The sequence below is a fragment of the Catellatospora paridis genome, assembly GCF_009720365.1.
GTDB lineage: Bacteria > Actinomycetota > Actinomycetes > Mycobacteriales > Micromonosporaceae > Catellatospora > Catellatospora paridis.
This window is the reverse complement of sequence record NZ_WBZD01000048.1, coordinates 1-17,302: the sequence shown is the minus strand read 5'-3', so window position 1 is coordinate 17,302 and position 17,302 is coordinate 1. Positions and strand designations below refer to the sequence as shown.

At 74.3% G+C, this 17,302-nt stretch carries 11 protein-coding genes; 3 read left to right on the top strand and 8 right to left on the bottom strand.

Going from position 1 to position 17,302, the window contains the following annotated elements:
• Nucleotides 1–34: 34 nt before the first annotated feature.
• The 5 genes from F9C41_RS39970 to F9C41_RS39950 all read right to left on the bottom strand — a co-directional run bounded on the left by F9C41_RS39970 (nucleotide 35) and on the right by F9C41_RS39950 (nucleotide 7,174).
• Nucleotides 35–1,021, bottom strand: coding sequence for an ABC transporter ATP-binding protein (locus F9C41_RS39970; protein ID WP_155392065.1), 987 nt, complete (start codon nucleotides 1,019–1,021; stop codon nucleotides 35–37).
• Nucleotides 1,018–2,916, bottom strand: a complete 1,899-nt coding sequence (locus tag F9C41_RS39965; protein ID WP_155392064.1) for a dipeptide/oligopeptide/nickel ABC transporter permease/ATP-binding protein — start codon at nucleotides 2,914–2,916, stop codon at nucleotides 1,018–1,020. Before F9C41_RS39965 ends, F9C41_RS39970 begins: the two co-directional genes overlap by 4 nt.
• A 3-nt stretch (nucleotides 2,917–2,919) precedes the next feature.
• Nucleotides 2,920–3,912 carry an ABC transporter permease gene (locus tag F9C41_RS39960; protein ID WP_230690375.1) on the bottom strand — a complete coding sequence of 331 codons (993 nt, stop codon included), beginning with the start codon at nucleotides 3,910–3,912 and terminating at the stop codon, nucleotides 2,920–2,922.
• Between the two features lie 185 nt (nucleotides 3,913–4,097).
• Complete coding sequence (locus F9C41_RS39955) at nucleotides 4,098–5,681, bottom strand: ABC transporter substrate-binding protein (protein ID WP_155392063.1); 1,584 nt, start codon at nucleotides 5,679–5,681, stop codon at nucleotides 4,098–4,100.
• 110 nt (nucleotides 5,682–5,791) lie between these two features.
• Nucleotides 5,792–7,174, bottom strand: coding sequence for a serine hydrolase domain-containing protein (locus F9C41_RS39950; RefSeq protein ID WP_155392062.1), 1,383 nt, complete (start codon nucleotides 7,172–7,174; stop codon nucleotides 5,792–5,794).
• 203 nt (nucleotides 7,175–7,377) lie between these two features.
• On the opposite strand from F9C41_RS39950, the gene F9C41_RS39945 reads away from it, so the two are divergent.
• The 3 genes from F9C41_RS39945 (at nucleotide 7,378) to F9C41_RS39935 (ending at nucleotide 9,685) form a co-directional block, all read left to right on the top strand.
• Nucleotides 7,378–8,025 (top strand): hypothetical protein, encoded by a 648-nt coding sequence (locus F9C41_RS39945; RefSeq protein WP_155392061.1) that lies wholly within the window; start codon nucleotides 7,378–7,380, stop codon nucleotides 8,023–8,025.
• Between the two features lie 67 nt (nucleotides 8,026–8,092).
• On the top strand, nucleotides 8,093–8,845 hold the full coding sequence (locus F9C41_RS39940) for an aminoglycoside adenylyltransferase domain-containing protein (RefSeq protein WP_155392060.1): 753 nt from the start codon (nucleotides 8,093–8,095) through the stop codon (nucleotides 8,843–8,845).
• A gap of 93 nt (nucleotides 8,846–8,938) precedes the next feature.
• The gene (locus F9C41_RS39935) at nucleotides 8,939–9,685 is read left to right on the top strand and encodes a hypothetical protein (RefSeq protein WP_155392059.1); all 747 of its coding nucleotides are present in this window, start codon (nucleotides 8,939–8,941) and stop codon (nucleotides 9,683–9,685) included.
• Between the two features lie 4 nt (nucleotides 9,686–9,689).
• Here F9C41_RS39935 and F9C41_RS39930 read toward each other — a convergent pair whose 3' ends face one another.
• From F9C41_RS39930 to F9C41_RS39920, 3 genes are read right to left on the bottom strand one after another with little or no spacing between them, the layout of a single operon-like run.
• Complete coding sequence (locus F9C41_RS39930) at nucleotides 9,690–12,737, bottom strand: non-ribosomal peptide synthetase (protein WP_155392058.1); 3,048 nt, start codon at nucleotides 12,735–12,737, stop codon at nucleotides 9,690–9,692.
• The gene (locus tag F9C41_RS39925; protein ID WP_155392057.1) at nucleotides 12,734–15,817 is read right to left on the bottom strand and encodes an AMP-binding protein; all 3,084 of its coding nucleotides are present in this window, start codon (nucleotides 15,815–15,817) and stop codon (nucleotides 12,734–12,736) included. Before F9C41_RS39925 ends, F9C41_RS39930 begins: the two co-directional genes overlap by 4 nt.
• Before the next feature lie 4 nt (nucleotides 15,818–15,821).
• Entirely contained in the window at nucleotides 15,822–17,108 is a 1,287-nt protein-coding gene (locus F9C41_RS39920; protein ID WP_230690374.1) for an SGNH/GDSL hydrolase family protein, read from the bottom strand.
• Nucleotides 17,109–17,302: the final 194 nt, after the last annotated feature.

Here is a 17,302-nt window from a genome sequence, read left to right as displayed (position 1 = left end):
ATCCTCTTGCGCAGAACCGCGGCGGGTCAGGGGGTCAAGACCCTGGGTCGCCGGGCGGAGGTACGCCCGGCCGGTCGGCCGCGCCGCCCGCGAAGTGGCAGGCGGCGCGGTGGCGGCGGCCGTCGCCGGTGGGCGCGGTGTCGCGGCACACGGCGCGGTCCGCGTGGACCAGCGGGCCGACCGGGCAGCGCGGGTGGAACCGGCAGCCCGGCGGCGGATGGTGCGGGTCGGCCGGTTCGGCTTCGGCGACCTGGGCGGGCACGGTGTCCACGGCCTCCCGACCGGGCCGCCGCGCCGCGGCGAGCAGTTCGCGGGTGTACGGATGCTGCGGGTCTGCGAGCACCGACTCAGCCGGACCGTACTCGACGATGCGACCCAGGTACATCACCGCGATGTAGTCGCTGACGTAGCGCACCACGGCCAGGTCGTGCGTGATGAACAGCATCGACAGCCCCAGGCTGCGGTGCAGGTCGCGTACCAGGTTCAGCACGGTGCCCTGGATGGACACGTCCAATGCCGAGGTGATCTCGTCGGCGATCACGACGTCGGGCCGCCCGGCCAGCGCCCGGGCCAGCGCGACCCGCTGCCGCTGCCCGCCGGACAGCTCGGCCGGGTGGCAGGCGGCACGGTCGGCGGACAGGTCCACCAGTTCCAGCAGCCGGGCCACCTCGTCGCGGCGGCCCGCCGCACCCGTCACCGCCCCGCGCGGGATCGCCTCGGCGATCGAGGAGCCGATCGTCATCCGCGGGTCGAGCGAGGAGTACGGGTCCTGGAACACCATCTGCAGCGGCCGCCGCCCGGCGCGCGGCAGCGGCCGCCCGTCGAGCAGGATGCGCCCACCGGCCACCGGGGTCAGCCCGACCGCGGCCCTGGCCAGCGTCGACTTGCCGGAGCCGGACTCGCCGACGAGCCCGACGACGGCACCGGACGGCACCGTCAGGTGCACCCGGTCGACCGCGGTCATGGCCCGCCGCCCGCTGCCGAACCGGACGGTCACGTCCTCGAAGGTCAGCTCGCTCATCGCCCCTCCCCTTCCGTCGCGGCGGACAGCACCGGCTCGGGGCGCTCGTCGGCGTGCCAGCACGCCACGCGCCCGCCGGACCCGTCGTCGACGAGCGCGGGATCGGCGCGTACGCAGTGGTCGTCGGCCAGCGGGCAGCGCGGCGCGAAGGCGCAGCCCGGCGGCGGTGCGGCCGGATCGGCGGGGCGGCCGGGGATCACCACCAGCGGCTGGTCGCGGTCGGTGGCCAGGTCCGGCACGGCGCCGAGCAGTGCCCGGGTGTACGGGTGCCGCGCCCCGTCGCGCAGCCGTGCCACGGGCAGGTCCTCGACGAACCGCCCCGCGTACATGACCAGCACCCGGTCGCAGACCTGCTCGACGACGCCGAGGTCGTGGCTGATCAGCAGGACCGCGACGTCGTCGGCGGCACGCACGTCGGCCAGCAGCGAGAGCACCTGGCGCTGCACGGTCACGTCGAGGGCGGTGGTCGGCTCGTCCGCGATGATCAGTTTCGGTTCGCCCATCAGGCCCATGCCGATCATGGCCCGCTGCCGCATGCCACCGGAGAACTCGTGCGGGAACTGGCGCGCCCGGCGTGCCGCGCCCGGGATGCGCACCGCGCGCAGCCGGTCGACGGCCCGCGCCAGTGCCGGCCCGCGCCGCTGGCCGAGGTGCTGCTCGGCGACCTCGGCGAGCTGGCGGCCGATGCGCTGCACCGGGTTGAACGAGGTCATCGGGTCCTGGAAGACCATGGCCAGGGACGTGCCGAGCAGCCGCGGCCGGGCCCGGGGCGGGGTCCGCAGCAGGTCGTCGCCGAGGAACTCCAGCCGCCGCGCTTCGACCCGACCCGGCTGTTCGATCAGCTGGGCGACGGCGAGCGCGGTCAGGCTCTTGCCGGACCCCGACTCCCCGACGATGCCGACCGACTCGCCGCGTCGCAGCGTGAAGCCGACCCCGCGGACCGGCGTGACCGGTCCGAAGGAGACCGTCAGGTCCTCCACGACCAGCACCGCATCGGCCTGTCCGGCGGGGAGGTCCGCCCCGTGCGCGATGCCGTCGGCGGACGCTCCACGGACCGGCGCCGTCGCGGTACGCGGCCCGACGGCTTTCGCGGCCGCCTCGCCGACCAGGTTGAACGCCAGCCCCGCCAGTACCACGGCCACACCGGGCACCAGCGCGGCGGCCGGGTTGAGGTAGATGCCGTTGAGTCCCTCGCCGAGCAGCCGCCCCCAGTCGTAGCCGGGCGTCTGCACGCCCAGCCCCAGGAACGACAGGCCCGCGAAGGCCAGCAGCGAACCGCCCGCCGCCATCGTCGCGTTCACCAGCAGCGGTTCGGCGATATTGGGCAGCACGTGGCGCAGCAGCACGCGGATCCGCCCGACGCCGGCGATCCGGGCGGCGGCCACGAAGTCGCGCCCGGCGACCGTCGCGGACAGGGTCTGCGTCAGCCGGGCGAACCCCGGTGCGATGGCCAGCCCGATCGCCGGGACCGCGCCGCTCGCGCCCGCCCCGAAGATCACCGCGAAGGACAGCGCCAGCAGCAGGCCGGGAAACGCGACGGCGATGTTCACCGCGGCCGTGACCAGGCGGCCCAGCCGTGGCCCGAGCAGCAGCGGCGCGGTGCCGAGCAGCAGCCCGACGGCCACGCCCAGGCCGGTCGCCAGCAGCGCCAGCCACACCGAGGTACGGGTGGCCACCAGCACCCGGAAGAAGATGTCGCGGCCCAGGTTGTCGGTGCCCGCCCAGTGCTCCGCCGACGCCGGGGCCAGGATGTGCGCCGTGTCGACCTCGTCGGCCCGGCCGCCCCACAGCAGCGGCGCGCACACCGCCAGCAGCAGCACCGCGCCCAGCAGCACGGCCGCGGCCACGCCCACCGGCGTCCGCAGCACCCCGGCCCACCTCGCCCGCGACGTCACCGCTCAGCTCTCCCTGATCGTGGAACGGGGGTCGAGCAGCGCCAGCGCCACGTCGACCACGAGGTTGACCAGCAGCACGCCCAGGCCGTACACCAGCACCACGCCCTGCACCACCGGGTAGTCCTTGGCCAGGATCGAGCTCACGATGGTGCTGCCCAGGCCCGGCCAGGCGAACACGTTCTCGGCCAGCACCGTGCCGGCGACCATCGCGCCCAGCAGCAGCCCGCCGACGGTGATGGTGGCGGTCAGCGCGTTCGGCAGCGCGTGGCGCAGGTAGACCCGCCGGTCCGGCAGGCGTTTGGCCCGCGCGGTGCGGATGTACTCGGCCTGCAGCACCGCGAGCGTCTCCACCCGCACGATGCGGGCCAGCACCGACGCCGGGCCGAGCGCCAGGGCCAGCACCGGCAGCACGTACGACGACGGGCCCTGGCGCATCGCCACCGGGGCCCAGCCCAGCTCGACGCTGAACACGTAGACCAGCCCGACCGCGACCAGGAACTCGGGCACCACCGCGAGCAGCACGCTGCCGGAGGTGAACGCCAGCTCGACCGGCCTGCGCCGCCCGCCCCGGGTCAGCACCGCCATGACCAGGCCCAGCGGGATCGACACGAGCACCGCCAGGGCGAACGCGAGCCCGGCCAGCTCGGCCGTGGCGGGCAGCCGATCGCCGATCACCTGCGACACCGGCATGCCCGACAGCATCGAGGTGCCGAAGTCACCGGCGAACAGGTGGCGCAGGTAGTCGGCGTACTGCTGCCAGAGCGGGTTGTTCAGGCCCAGCGTCGCGCGGCGGGCCTCGACCAGCTCCACCGGTGCGGTGTTGCCCAGCGCGGCCCGGACCGGGTCGCCAGGAATCAGATGGATCATCAGGAACGCGGCCGTGACGAGCACCCACACCGAGACCAGCAGCCGGCCGAACCGGCGGGCCGCGAAGCGCAGCCAGGGGTTGCCGGAGAGGTGTGCGAACACGGCGGTGGAGGCGGTTGTGCTGGTCACCGGCATGGCCTCCGTCACATCGTCGGGTTCGGTGATCAGATCCTGCCCGCCTGGCCGCCACCCGGTCTTGGTACGCCCGCACAAGGCGACCCGGTCGACCCTGTCCGCGCGCACCATCGCCGGTGGAAACAGACGGTGCCATGACCCGGGAGGGGGCCATGGCACCGTCGTGCGGCACGGATCTGTCAGGCGAGCATGCGGATCGAGCCGGGCGTGACGCTGCCCTGGCTCAGCTCGAACTCGGCGCCCTTGCCGAACACCGGCACGGTCGAGTCCACGAACGGCACCACGTCGAGCCGCTTGAACAGCGCCTCCTCGGCGGCCTGCCACTTGGCGCAGCCGCCGCTGCCCGCGATCGCCGACGCCGCCTGCACATTGGCTGTGTAGTCCGCGTTGTCGATCGAGGCCAGGTTGACGCCGTTGGGCGGGGTCGCGCCGGACAGGAACGGCACCAGCTGGGTCGGCACGTTGACCCCGAGCGGCAGGATCGCCGCCTGCCACGCGCCCTGCCCGCCGACGATGAGCTGCCCGACCTCGGCGTCGCTGAGGCCCTTGACCGTGACCTCCGCGCCGAGCGCCGTCCACTCCTTCTGCAGCAGTTCCGCCGCGGCCTGGGTGCCCTGACCGACACTGGTCGGGAAGTACAGCAGCAGCGCGAGCTTCTGCCCGTCCTTGGCACGCACGCCGTCGGCGCCCGCGGTCCAGCCCGCGGCGTCCAGGGCGGACTTCGCGGCAGTCGTGTCCTTGGCGGGCAGCAGCGCCGCGGCGTTGCCCGGCGGGCAGGGGCCGCCCGGCGCGACCAGCCCGGCCGAGCGCCGGCCGGTGCCGCTGGTGACGACCTGGCCGACCTGGTCGAGGTCGAGCGCCTGGGTCAGGGCGCGGCGCACGCCTTCGTCCGCACCGGCCATGCCCTTTTTCTGGTTGAACCACAGCTCGCCGAGCGGCGCGGCGACCACCCGCTCGTGCAGCTTCGCCGCCCGCAGGCGCTGGGAGTCCGGGCCGACCATCACCGCCGCGTTCACCTCACCCGACAGCAGCAGGTTCGCCGCGGTGGTCCCGTTGGCGACGACGCGCAGCACGACCTTGTCAGGCAGGCCCGCCTGGTCCTTCTTCCAGTCGCCCGGACCCCACGCGTACTCCTTGCGCCGGGTCAGCGTGTAGTGGTCGCCGGCCACGGCCTCGGCGACGGTGAACATGCCGGTGCCGTCGGAGCCCTGCTTGAGCTGGTCGCGCGCGGCCATGCCCTTCTTGCAGACGATCGGCAGCCCGCCGACGTTGCGGTCGAGGAACGGGTCGGGCGCGGGCGAGGTCACCGTGACGGTCCCGGCCGCGTCGTCACCGGCGGCGGTCGCGCCCGGCGGCACGTACACGCCGATGCGGGTGGACGCGTTCTTCGGGTCGCCGACGAAGGTGATGTTCGCGGCGATGTCGGTGGCGGTGAGCGGGCTGCCGTCACCGCAGGTGATGCCCTTGCGCAGGGTGAACGTCGCGGTGGTGGTGGTCGCGTCCCACTTCTCGGCCAGGCCCGCGACCAGGCTGCCCTTCTCGTCGACGTTGACCAGCGAGTCGTACAGGAAGCGCCCGGCCTGCAGCGCGGTGGACAGCGAGGTGAAGTGCGGGTCCAAGGTGCCCGGGTCGGATGCCAGCACCAGCGTGAACGTCTTGCCGTCGGCATAGGACCCGCTGCCCGCGGGCTGCCCACCGCCGCCGCAGGCGGCGAGCGCCAGGGTGAGCGCGCCCGCCGCCGTGACCGTCGTTATCGATCTCATCGTGCCTCCGTTAGCAGGATTGTGGGGCGCAGCCTGCCCGCCGCGGCGGCGGCTGTGTTCGTGCCGGACGACCAGCCCCCGGGGCCGGATCCGTACGCCGGACCGAAGAGTCAGGCCGTGCGCCGGGTCGCGCGTCCGCTGTGGACGTACTGCGCCTTGCCGTCCTCGTCGCCGACGAAGACGTGCGGCAGGTGCACGCCGTAGTGCGGCACGGCGGGCAGGAAGACGTCGCCGTGCAGGTGCACCAGCTCGCTGCGTTCGGCCTTGCCGCCGAGTTCGGCCAGGATGCCGCGGGGCGTCTGCGCCAGCCAGATCCGCCCGTCGCCGTCCTGGCTCACCACCAGCTCGGCCACCTCCGAGGCGTACGTGCCCAGGTAGCGGGCCGCGTCGACGTGCGACGGCTCGGCCGGCGGCACCGGCATCACGGGCATCTCGATCCCGGCCAGCTCGCGCAGCAGGTGCGGGAACAGCTCGGTGTACAGCGCGATCGGGTTGCCGCCGTTGACGTTCAGCGCGATCGCGACACCCTGCTCCGGCGCGATGCGCAGGAACGCGCTCTGCCCGATGGTGCCGCCGTCGTGGCCGAAGACCACGCCGCCCGGCCAGTCGAACTGCTCCCAGCCCAGCCCCCAGGCGTCGCCCATGAGCCCCGAGCAGGGCACCGTCACCTGGCGCTGCTGCATCGCCGCGACCGAGGCCGGGCTGAGCACCGCGGTGCCGTCGGCGGCACGGCCGCCGTCGAGGTGCATCCGGACGAAGGCCAGCAGGTCACGCGGCCGCATGGCGAGCATCGCCCCGGCCGCGACGTTGGAGCGCACCAGCGCCCAGATCGGCGCGGGCACCGGGTCGGCGTCCGGGTCGGGCTGCAGGTGGCCGACGGCGGCCCGGTGCAGGATCGCCTCGTACGGGCCGGTCGCGGCGTGGGTCAGCCCGAGCGGCGTGAACAGGAACTCGCGCAGGCAGGTGTCGTACGGCTTGCCGCGCAGCACCTCCACGATCCGCCCGAGCACGCAGTAGCCGGCATTGTTGTAGGAGAACAGCTCGCCGGGCGGGAACAGTTGCGTGGTGGTGCCCAGCGTGGCGACGTACTTCTCGACGCAGTCGTCGCCCGGGCCGGTGTCGGTGAAGATGTCGCCCTCGAACCCGGCGGTGTGGCACAGCAGCTGCCGCACCGTGACCGCGCCCGCGGCGGCCTCGTCGGCCAGCGCGAACTCCGGCAGGTACCGGCGCACCGGCGCGTCGAGGTCCAGCGCGCCTTCGTCGGCCAGCTGCATGACCAGGGTCGCGGTCCACACCTTGGTGATCGAGCCGATCTGGAACAGGGAGTCGGGCGTCGCCGTCACCCCGGTCGCCGTGTTCAGCACCCCGGCGGCATGGTCGACGACCTCGCCCCCGGCGTACACCGCGATCGCCGCGCCGGGCACCCGGTGCTCGGCGAGCAGCTCCGGCAGGCGCACCTGGAGCCAGTCATGGATCTCGCTCAACTTCGACATGCGCCACACCCTAGGTTCGCCCCACCCCCGCGCCGTTCGTCCGCACCAACGAACCCCCGCCCCCGCCTCCGTTCCCCAACACGAAGGAATGGCACGGCGCGACAGCTGCTGTCGTCCTCGCGACGACGCGGAGCCTGGGCCGCCCTGCCGCCCCTATCGTGCAGTGGCCCACGCCGTATCCCGCTGCCGCAGAAGGACCACCCATGCCGCTCCACCCCCGCCGTGCCGCCCTGCTGATGATCCCGATCCTCGCCCTCGCCGGGGCGGCGGCCGGCTGCAAGTCCGGCGGTGACTCCCCGTCGGCCGCGCCCAGCGCGGTCACCGTGCTGACCCCGTCGCCGGAGACGGCGTCGCCCAGCCCCGCCAAGCCGGCCACCCCCGTGCCCACCTGCGCCGAGGTCAAGGAAGGGATGGTGCGCGGCCTGATCGACCCGTACTACGCGTTCGGCAAGGACGGCGCGCCGCTGACCGAGGGCATGTTCTCCGGCGAGGACGGCCTGGTCCTCGCCGTGCAGAAGCCGTGCGCCACCGGTGACCTGGGCGGCGAGCTGGGCAACGTCACCGTAGGCACGATCATGAGCAGCGTCGTCGACACCACCGGCCGCTACTGGGGCGTCATGCTGTGCACCAAGGCCCCCGACCGGGCGCAGTGCGTGGTGCACTTCGTGCTCGGCGACCGGGACCCCATCGAGTCGGTCAGCATCGCCGACCAGAAGCTCACCCTGGTCTACCTGACCCGCCCGGCCGACGCCGGGTCCGCCCTGGTCAGCATCAAGCGCACCGCCGTGTACGCCGCCGACGGCTCCATCCTCAAGGAGCAGTCCCACACCGACGCCCCCTACACGCCGTGACCGCCGCCCAGCAGGTCCCGTGCCGCCGCGGCCGGGACCTGCCGGGGCGACGTGCGATGGTGGGCTGATGACCTTGCCCGACCCCGAGACGGCGTACCTGCACGCGGTCACCGACCGGCTGCGTGAGCTGCTCGGCAGGCGGCTCACCGGCGTGTATCCCACCGGGAGCGTCGCCCTCGACGGCTACCGCCCCGGCCGCAGCGACCTCGACCTGATCGCCGTCGGCGAGCGCGTCACCGCCGCCGACGTCACCGCCGTGGCCGCCGCACTGGACCACGAGGCGCTGCCCTGCCCGGCCGCTGGGCTGGAGTTCGTGCTCTACGACCGAGCCCAGCTGGCCGGGCTGACCACGCAGGACGGTTTCACCCTCAACCTCAACACCGGCCGCGAACTGACCCCGCTGGCCGAGTTCGGGCCGCAGGGGCGGCCGGGCTTCTGGTATCCCATCGACCGCGACATCACCGCCCAGCAGGACCGGGCGCTGACCGGACCGCCGTTCACCACCCTCGCCACGCGCCTGCCGTACCCGCTGCTGCGACCAGTGGTCGCCGCGTCGGTCGCCGCGAACGACGGCCCCGACCTGAGCGACGACGCCGTACTCAACGTCTGCCGCGCGCTGTACTGGCGAACCACGAGGCGCTGGGTCTCCAAACCGGAGGCGGGACGTGCGGCGGCCGCGGCGGTGCCCGAGTTCGGCCCGCTCATCACCGCGGCCGTCGCCAGTCACGGCCAGGGTCGGGCCGGCCGCGCCGTCGACGCCGCCGCGGCACGTGCCTTCGTCGGCTATGTCCTGCACCGCCTCGGCGACACGGCGGACTGAGCCGGGACGCGTGGCCCGCGCGTATGACGCGGGACTGACAGGTGCGTGGCCCACACCTATCCTGCAACGGCTTCGGCTATCGGAAGGACCCCGGTGAGCAGTCCGCGCATCACCCTCTACCACCGCGACAGCACCCACGAGCAACCCTCGGGCGGGCTGCTGTGGGTGCTGCTCGACCAGCTCAGCGACCTGCCCGGCGGCGGCTCGGTGGCGCTGGTGCGCGACGGGGACGACGACGACTTCATCCAGGCCTGGCGGCTGCCGGACGGCTACCGGCTGGTCGCCCAAGAGGGGCAGGACGCCCCGGTCGAGCTGGCCCACCCGGTCGCGTTCGACGCCGCGTTCGAGGCGATGCTGGCCTGGAACCTCGGCCGCGACGGCTGGCGAGAGGCGTGCGAGTGGCGGTCGCCCGTGCCGCCGCCGGAGCCGGACACGCCGCCCGCGCTGATCCGGATCGAGTACCACCCCGACTCGTCGCGCACCGACCGGCTCGGCCGGTACGCCGACGGCCAGTTCCTCGCACTCGTCCACGGCACCCGCAGCAACGCGCCCGGCGCCATCGGCGTGGCGCTGTTCCTGTTCGACCACACCGGGACGTACACGGGCTCCCGCATCCACAACGACGTGTTCGGCGATGCGCAGGCGCTGCGCGAGCAACTCATCGCCGACCTGCCCGACGTCGCGTACGGCGAGATCGCCATTCGTACGTTCTGCGTGCGTGAGGGCGACGTCACCTGGGAACTCGTCGACGAGACGGCCGAGTACGGCAGGCCGCGGGTCAGCTTCTACCCGATGGACATCATGTTCGCGTCGCCGTGGGACGGCACGTACAGCACCTGAGCCGTCACCGGTCCGCTGCGGCGACGATGCCGTTGATGGTGGGGGTGTCGAAGAAGACGTGCAGCGGCAGGTCCACGCCGAGCCGGCGACGCAACCGGGCCGCGATCTTCGTGACCGTGAGCGAGTGCCCGCCGAGGTCGAACAGGTCGTCGTCGGGCCCGATCTCCCCGTGCCCGAGCACCTCCCGCCAGATCTCGTACACCTGCAGCGCCAGCCCCGTGTAGGGCCGTGGCGACGACTGTGGCACCAGCGGTGTGCCCGCCAGCCCGGCCAGCGCGGCCCGGTCGAGTTTGCCGTTGGCGTTGCGCGGCAACTGCTCCACCAGCGTGAACACCGACGGCACCAGGTAGCCGGGCAGCCCGGCGGCCAACTGCTCGCGCAACCGCACCGGGTCCGGCGCGCCGACGATGTACGCCACGAGACCGTCGCCGTCCGCCGACGCCGTCACCGCCGCGTCCACGACCGACTCGGCCGCCCGCAGGTGCGCCTCCACCTCCCCCGGCTCGATCCGGTGGCCGCGCACCTTCAGCTGGTCGTCAGCCCGCCCGTGGAACTCCAGCGACCCGTCGGGCAGCCGCCGCACCCGGTCGCCGGTGCGATAGAGCCGCCCCCAGGCCGTGTCCACGAACCGCGCCGCGGTCAGCTCGGGGCGGCCCAGGTAACCGCGGGCGACCCCGGCCCCGCCCAGGCACAGCTCCCCCACCACGCCGTGCGGCACCGGGCGCAGGGCCGCGTCCAGCACGTACGCCGTGGTGTTGGCCAGCGGGCGGCCGATGGTCACCGGGCCGTCCCCCGTGAGGTCCGCGGCGGTGGACCACACCGTCGTCTCCGTCGGGCCGTATAGGTTGACCAGGCGCTTCGTGCGCGAGCGCAGTTCGGCGGCGAGCGGGGCGGGCAGCGCCTCCGCCCCGCACACCGCGATCACCCCGGGCTCGGCGAAACCGGCGTCGACCAGCCGCCGCCACGTCGACGGGGTCAGATGGGCGTGGGTGACCCCGGTCAGGCGCAACAGTTTCAGCAGCAGCTCGCCGTCGCGTGCCTGCTCGGCGGTGGCCAGCACGACCGTGCCGCCGGTGACCAGCGGCAGCCACAGCTCCGGCACCGACATGTCGAACGCCGCCGACGCCACGGCCAACCACACGTCGCCCTGCCCGGTCGGCACCACCTCAGGCAGCGCGTGCAGCAGGTTGACCACCCCGCGATGCTCTACGGCCACACCCTTGGGGCGGCCGGTCGAACCGGACGTGTAGATCACGTAACAGAGCCCGGGCTCGTGCCGGCCCGGCGCGCCTGGGCCGCCCGTGACGGCCAGGGTCTCGCCGAGCACTGTCACCCCGTCACCGTCGGCCGTCAGCACCGCGGCCGGGCGCGCGTCGGCGAGCAGGCCGTCGCGCCGAGCTTCGGGGTGCTCCGGGTCCAGCGGCAGGTACGCCGCGCCGGTGCGCAGCACGCCGAGCAGCGCGGGCAGCAGCCGCGACGTGCGGGTCAGGCACACCGCGACGAGGTCGCCGGGGCCGATCCCGCGGTCACGCAGCTGTGCCGCGACCGCGGCGGCCTCGGCGTCGAGCTGGGCGTACGTCATCGCGCTGTCGGCGGCGACCACCGCGATGGCGTCCGGCCGGGCCGCGATCCGCGCGTCGACGAGCTCGTGCAGGGTCTGCGGCCCGGGGACGGCCCGGCCGGTGTCGTTCCAGGCGGCCAGCAGGTCGTGCTCGGACGGATCGCGGATGTCGAGGTCGTGCAGTGGCGCGTCCGGCCGCCCCGCGAAGCCGGCGAGCAGAGTGCGCAGGTGCGCGCCGATGCGGGCGGCGTCGGCCGGGTCCAGGCGGGACGGGTCGACGTGCAGCAGGGCGGGCAGGTCCGGCGCGGCGGGGTCGTCGAGCAGCTGGACGTGCAGGGCGTTGCGGGCGGCGTGGTGGAACGCCGTCCACTCGACCCGCGCGTCGAGCCCGGCGAACACCGGCGACGGCCGGGTCCGGCGACGGTAGCTGATCGACACCGGGGTGAGCGCGGCGCGGGGAGCGAGGCCGGACACGGCCCGCGACAGCGGCACGGCGCGCACGGGATAGGTCTCCCGGAGCAGCCTCCGCACCTGCGCGACGCGTTCCCGCACGGTGAGCGGGTCGGCCGGGTCGGTCGCGGGCACGCCGACGGGCAGCTCGTTGACGTGCAGCCCCACCCGGTCGTGGCCGTCGGCGGGCCGGGTGCCCAGGTCGACGCCGACCACGGGGGCCGGGTCGCCGTACCGGTCGAGCAGCGTGAGCAGCCCGGCGAGCACCACCTCGAACGTCGTCGCGCCCAGCTCTCCGGCGACCGCCCGGACCGTCACCGCGTCCAGCTCCAGCGGCACCACGACCCCCGGCCGCGCGCCGGGCGACGTGGTCGCCCGCAGCCCCGGCAGGCTGGGCTCACCCGGAGCCCGGAACGCCGGCGCCCAGTGTGCGGCGGCTTGGGGCAGAAGCGCGGCAATGTGGTCCGATTCGCCGCTCGGGCTCGGCGGGAGAAGCGCCGCGGCGCGCACAGGTGCGTCAGCCAGGGCCGACAGCTTCGCGGCCGGGCCGGCAGCCGCCTGGCCGTCGGCGATCGCCACCGCGCTCGTCGTGCCATCCAGTGCCGAGTAGGCCGCCGCCAGGTCGGCGAGCAGGATCTCCTTGGATTCGCCGTCGAACACCAAGTGGTGCGCGACGATCAGCAGCAGGTGCCGCCCCGGCCCCGCGGGCACCAGGTCGAACCGGATCAACGGCCCCGTGGCGAGGTCGAACGGCGCGAGCGTGCGCTCCCGGACGAACGCCGTCAGATCCTCCGGTGCGTCGCCCACCACCAGCGACGGCGGGCAGGCAGCCGGGGTCAGCAGCAGTTCCCCGTCGGTCTCGGCGAATGCGCACGACAGCACCGGATGCCGGGCGACCGCCGCCGCGCACGCGTCCGCCAGCCGGGACGCGTCGAGCGGGCCGTCGAGCCATACCGGCAGCGGCATGTGGTACGCCGTGGCGGCCAGACCGAGGCGCTCGGTCAGCCACATGCCGTGCTGGGCCGGGGTGGCGGTGCTCATCGCGGGACCTCCTGCGGTGGTGCGGGGGCGAGCTCGCGTGCCGCGTGCTCGAACAGCTCGGCGACCCGCCCGGCAAGGGCGTCCATCTCGGACCGGTCGAAGGCGTGGTGGTTCCAGAGCAGGTGCGCGACCAGCGAACCGTCCGGATGCTCGACGACGGCCAGCTCGGGCGCCTGCAGGTCGGGCAGGCCCCCGGGCGTGGGCCAGTCCGCGTCGAGCGCCCGGGGCAGCTCGAACGACTCCGACTCCAGTCCCGGCAGGTGCGCCTGGCCGCCCCAGGTCTCCACCCGCAGCCAGGCCGCGCCGGTGTGCCGCAGGTAGAACTCGGCGAACGGGTAGTGCTGGTGGTCCAGCGCGAAAAGGACGGTGCGCCGGGTCCGGGCCAGCAGCTCGGCGGCGGACGGGCCGCCGGAGGTGTCCACCCGCAGCAGCAGCGACTGGCTCAGGCAGCCGATCAGCGCCTCGCTGCCGGGCCGGGTGCGGCCGGGCACCGGGGACATCAGCACGATGTCGTCGGTGCCGGTGCGTTCCGACAGCGCCGCCGCCCAGCACGACGCGATCAGCATGAACGGGGTCGCGCCCTGGGCCGCCGCGGCCCGGCGCAGCCCGTCGCCGAGCGTGCCGGGCAGCGGGAACTCCAGCGCGGCGCTGCGCAGCCGGACCGCCTCCCGGCGACCGCGGAACGGCGCCAGGTGCGCGGGCGCGCCGTCGAGCGTCCGCCGCCAGTGCGGCAGGGTGGCCGGCCAGCGCTGCCGGGTGTACGCGACGAAGTCGCGCAGCGGCGTGCCCGGTGCGGCGGCGGGCAGCGGGGTGCCGCCGCGCAGCGCCGCGTACGCCGCTCCGACCTCGTGCAGCAGCGGCCCCATCGACGCGCCGTCGCAGACCAGATGGTGCACGGCCAGCCCGAGCACGTGGTCGTCGGGGCCGACGGTGGCGACCATCGCCCGTACCAGCGGCCCGCGTACCGTGTCGAAGCCGCCTTCCCGATCGGCCCGGCACAGCTGCCCGGCGTGGTCGAGGTCGCGGGCCGCGACGGCGGTCACCACCGGCGGGCAGTGGTCGAGCACCCGCGCCCGGTGCCGCCCGTCCGGAGCACGGTCGAACACGGTCCGCAGCGCCTCCTGCCGCTCCGCCACCACGGTCAACGCCCGCTCCAGCAGCGCGACATCGAGCTGATCCCGCACCCTGATCCCGACACTGATCGGCCCGACGTCCCGAGGCTCCCCCGTCGCCCACATCCAGGCCAGCATGCTCTCCTGAGTGGACGCCAGCGGCATCTCCCCACCTGGCCGTTGGTGATCGGCGTCTGGTGTCGAAACCTGGGGTCCAGCGTCACTTTCCGACCCGGAACAGCGATCATCGCCCGCGGCGGCCCACTCCGGCTCCGGCGCGCCGGGCGGGGCGGCCGAGAGGAGTTCGGCCTGGGCGGCGAGTAGGGGGGTGTCGAAGATGAGGGAGACCGGGACGTCGCGCGTGAAGTGGGCGGCGGCAAGGGCGGCCAGGTGGGTGGCGCGCATCGAGTCGCCGCCGAGGGCGAAGAAGTCGTCGCCCACGCCGACCTCGGGCACCCGCAACACCTCGCGCCACAGCCCGGCCAGCGCGACCTCGGCCGGGGTGCGCGGCGCGACCCTGGCCGGGGCCTGCGTGAACAGCTCTCGCAGCGCGCCCTTGCGCACCTTGCCGCCGTCGTTGCGCGGCAGCGCGGCCACGGCGACGATCCGGGTCGGCAGCTCGTAGGGCGCGAGCCGGTCGGCGAGGAACGCCCGCAGCCCCGCCAGCGCGGACGGGTCGCGCAGCTCGACGGCGGCGGCGACCGTCGCGCCCATCACCGGGTGCGGCAGGCCGAGCACGGCCGCGCCGAGCACGGCCGGGTGCTCGTGCAGGGCCGCCTCGACCCGCAGCGTGGAGACCCGGTACGCGCCCGCGTTGACCAGGTCGGACTCGCGGTCGACCAGGAAGAGGTAGCCGTCGGCGTCGCGATAGCCGAGGTCGCCCATGCGCACCCAGCCGTCGCGGAACACGGCGGCGCTCGCGGTGGGGTCGCCGTGGTACGCCCGCACCGCGTCCCCCGCGCGCAGCCACACCTCGCCGGTCTCCCCCGGCCCGGCGACGGTGCCGTCGGCGGTGAGGATGCGCAGCTCCGCCCCGCCCTCGGCCCGGCCGACCGAGGCGGGTCGCTCAGGATCGAAGACCATGCTGGTATGCGCGGGCGCGGCCTCGGTCGACGTGTAGTTGTTGACGATCACGGCTTCCGGCAGCGCCTCCGCCAGCGCCCGGGCCACCGCGGGCGGCAGGGCCGCGGCAGTGCACGACACCAGTTGCACCGCGTCGAGGTCGCACCGCTCGAAGACGCCCGCCTCCAGCAGCGCGCTCGCCGTCGCGGGCACCAGGAACAGGGTGCCGACGCCGAGTGTCTGCGCGGCGCGGGCGTACGCCCAAGGGTCGAAGGCCGCGATGGTGACCACCGTGGGGCGCGCGACCAGCGCGGTGACCAGCATCGTCTGCGCGGCGTTGGTGCCGAGCGGGAACGCGTGCAGCGCGTGCCGCGAGTGCGCCAGCGGCGGCCGCGCCGGGTCGAGCCCGTGCGTGAGGCTGCCATGGCTCGCCGCGACGCCCTTGGGCGTGCCGGTGGTGCCGGAGGTGTAGACGATCTGCGCCGGCTGTCCGGGCCGGACGGTGACCGGCAGCTGCGCCGTGTCACCGGCGTCCAGCTCGGCCAGGGCCCAGCCGCCGGCGCCGACGACGGCTCGCGCCCCGGCGTGATCGAGCAGCTCCCGCAGCCGCGCCTCGGGCGAGGCCGCCGACAACGGCACGCCTACCGCGCCGATCCCGGTGACCGCCGCGTACGCGACCGCGTAGTCGAGCCAGTCCGTGCCGTCGAACACCAGGCCCACCCGGTCGCCGGGCGCGACGCCCTTGCCGAGCAGCCCGTGCCCGACGGCCGTGGCGCGGGTGTGCCACGCCGCCGCGGTGAGTTCCGTGGGCCCCGCCCCCTCCCCGCCTGCCAGGCGCAGCGCGACATGTCCGGGTCGCGCCGCCGCGAGGGCGGCCAGCAGGTCGGGGAGGGTGCGGGACGTCATCGGGTCACAGCAGCCAGAGCGGCACGGCCGCGGCGAGAGCCTGGGCGCCGGTGTCGTTGGGGTGGATGTGGTCGCCGCTGTCGTAGGCGGGCAGCACCTTGCTCGGGGCGGCCGGGTCGCGCAGGATCTGGTCGAAGTCGAGCAGCGCGTCGAACTCGTTGTTCCCGCGCAGCCAGGTGTTGACCGCCTGGCGGACGGCCTCCTTCTCGGGCGTCCAGGACGAGTAGCCCTCGAACGGGCCGAGTGTCGCCACGACGACCCGTACGCCGCGGTCCTTGGCCTGGATCGCCAGCTGGCGCAGGCCGCTGATGATCTGGTCGGCCGGGAAGCCGGACAGGTGCACGTCGTTGATGCCGAGTTCGACGATGACGGTGCGTACGCCGGGCTGGCTGAACACGTCGTCGTCGAGGCGGGCCAGGGCGCTGTCGCCCAGGGCGGGGGAGTTGATGGCCAGGCCGTCGCGGGTGACCTGGTTTCCGGCGAGGCTCACGTTGAGCACGCCGGGGTCGCCCAGTGCGGGCCAGGTGCTGGTCACGCGGCCGGCGAGGTAGTCGGGCCAGCGGGTGTTCGCGCCGAGCGTGGCGCCCGACCCGTCGCTGATCGAGTCACCGAGCACGACCACCGTGCCCAGGCCGGTCTTGGTGAGGACCTCGATGCCGGCCAGGTAGTAGAAGTGGTTGTAAGCGGCGGTCTGCCCGGTGCCGTCGGCGGTCTCGGCCTTGTCGCCGGCGTAGATGTAGGAGGTCTGCCGGGCGGTCCAGTGCCAGGACGTGGCTCCGGTCGGGGTCGGCAGGTAGAGCGTCACCGCGAGTTCCCCGATCGCGGACACCGGCAGGTCGATCGGGTCGGTCAGCAGCTCCGCACCCTTGTAGACGGTCGCGGACTCGCTGCCGTTGAAGGTGATCTCCCGGATGCTGCCGGGCTGCAGGGTGGGCGAGCCGGGCGCGGCGGGCAGGCCGACGCTGGCGTGGCCGATGGTCAGCGGGCCGGTGCCGTACGCGTTGGTGATCCGCAGGCGGACCTTCTCCCCGCCGAGGGAGACCCGGACGAGCTGGCGGATCGACTGGTCGGTGAAGCCGTTGAGCGAGCTGCCCGTGTTGGCCAGGCTCGGTGCGGTGAGTGCGGTCCCCCAGGTCCCCACCCAGCGGCCGGGCAGACTGCCGGAGGCCGGGCCGGCCGCGGCGACCAGCGTGGTCGCGAGCAGGCCGAGACCGGCGAGACCGGCGGCGACGCGCCGGCCGACCCGGCGCGACCCGGCACGCGATGTACCGCGCGTCGATTCTGTGATCACTTGTGGAACCTCCGTCGATTCCTGAGGGGGATGTGGCGGGCTGTCCCGCCGACGCGACCACGATGCCAATAAATAGTTAAGTTTCTTAGGTACAAAGCTGTGATCAAGGCTGCCGGTTCGGATGATTTAAATGGCCCCATCTATCGATGGCATCTAGGCGGCGGGCCGCCCGGGGGGCGCCGGGCGGCCCGCCG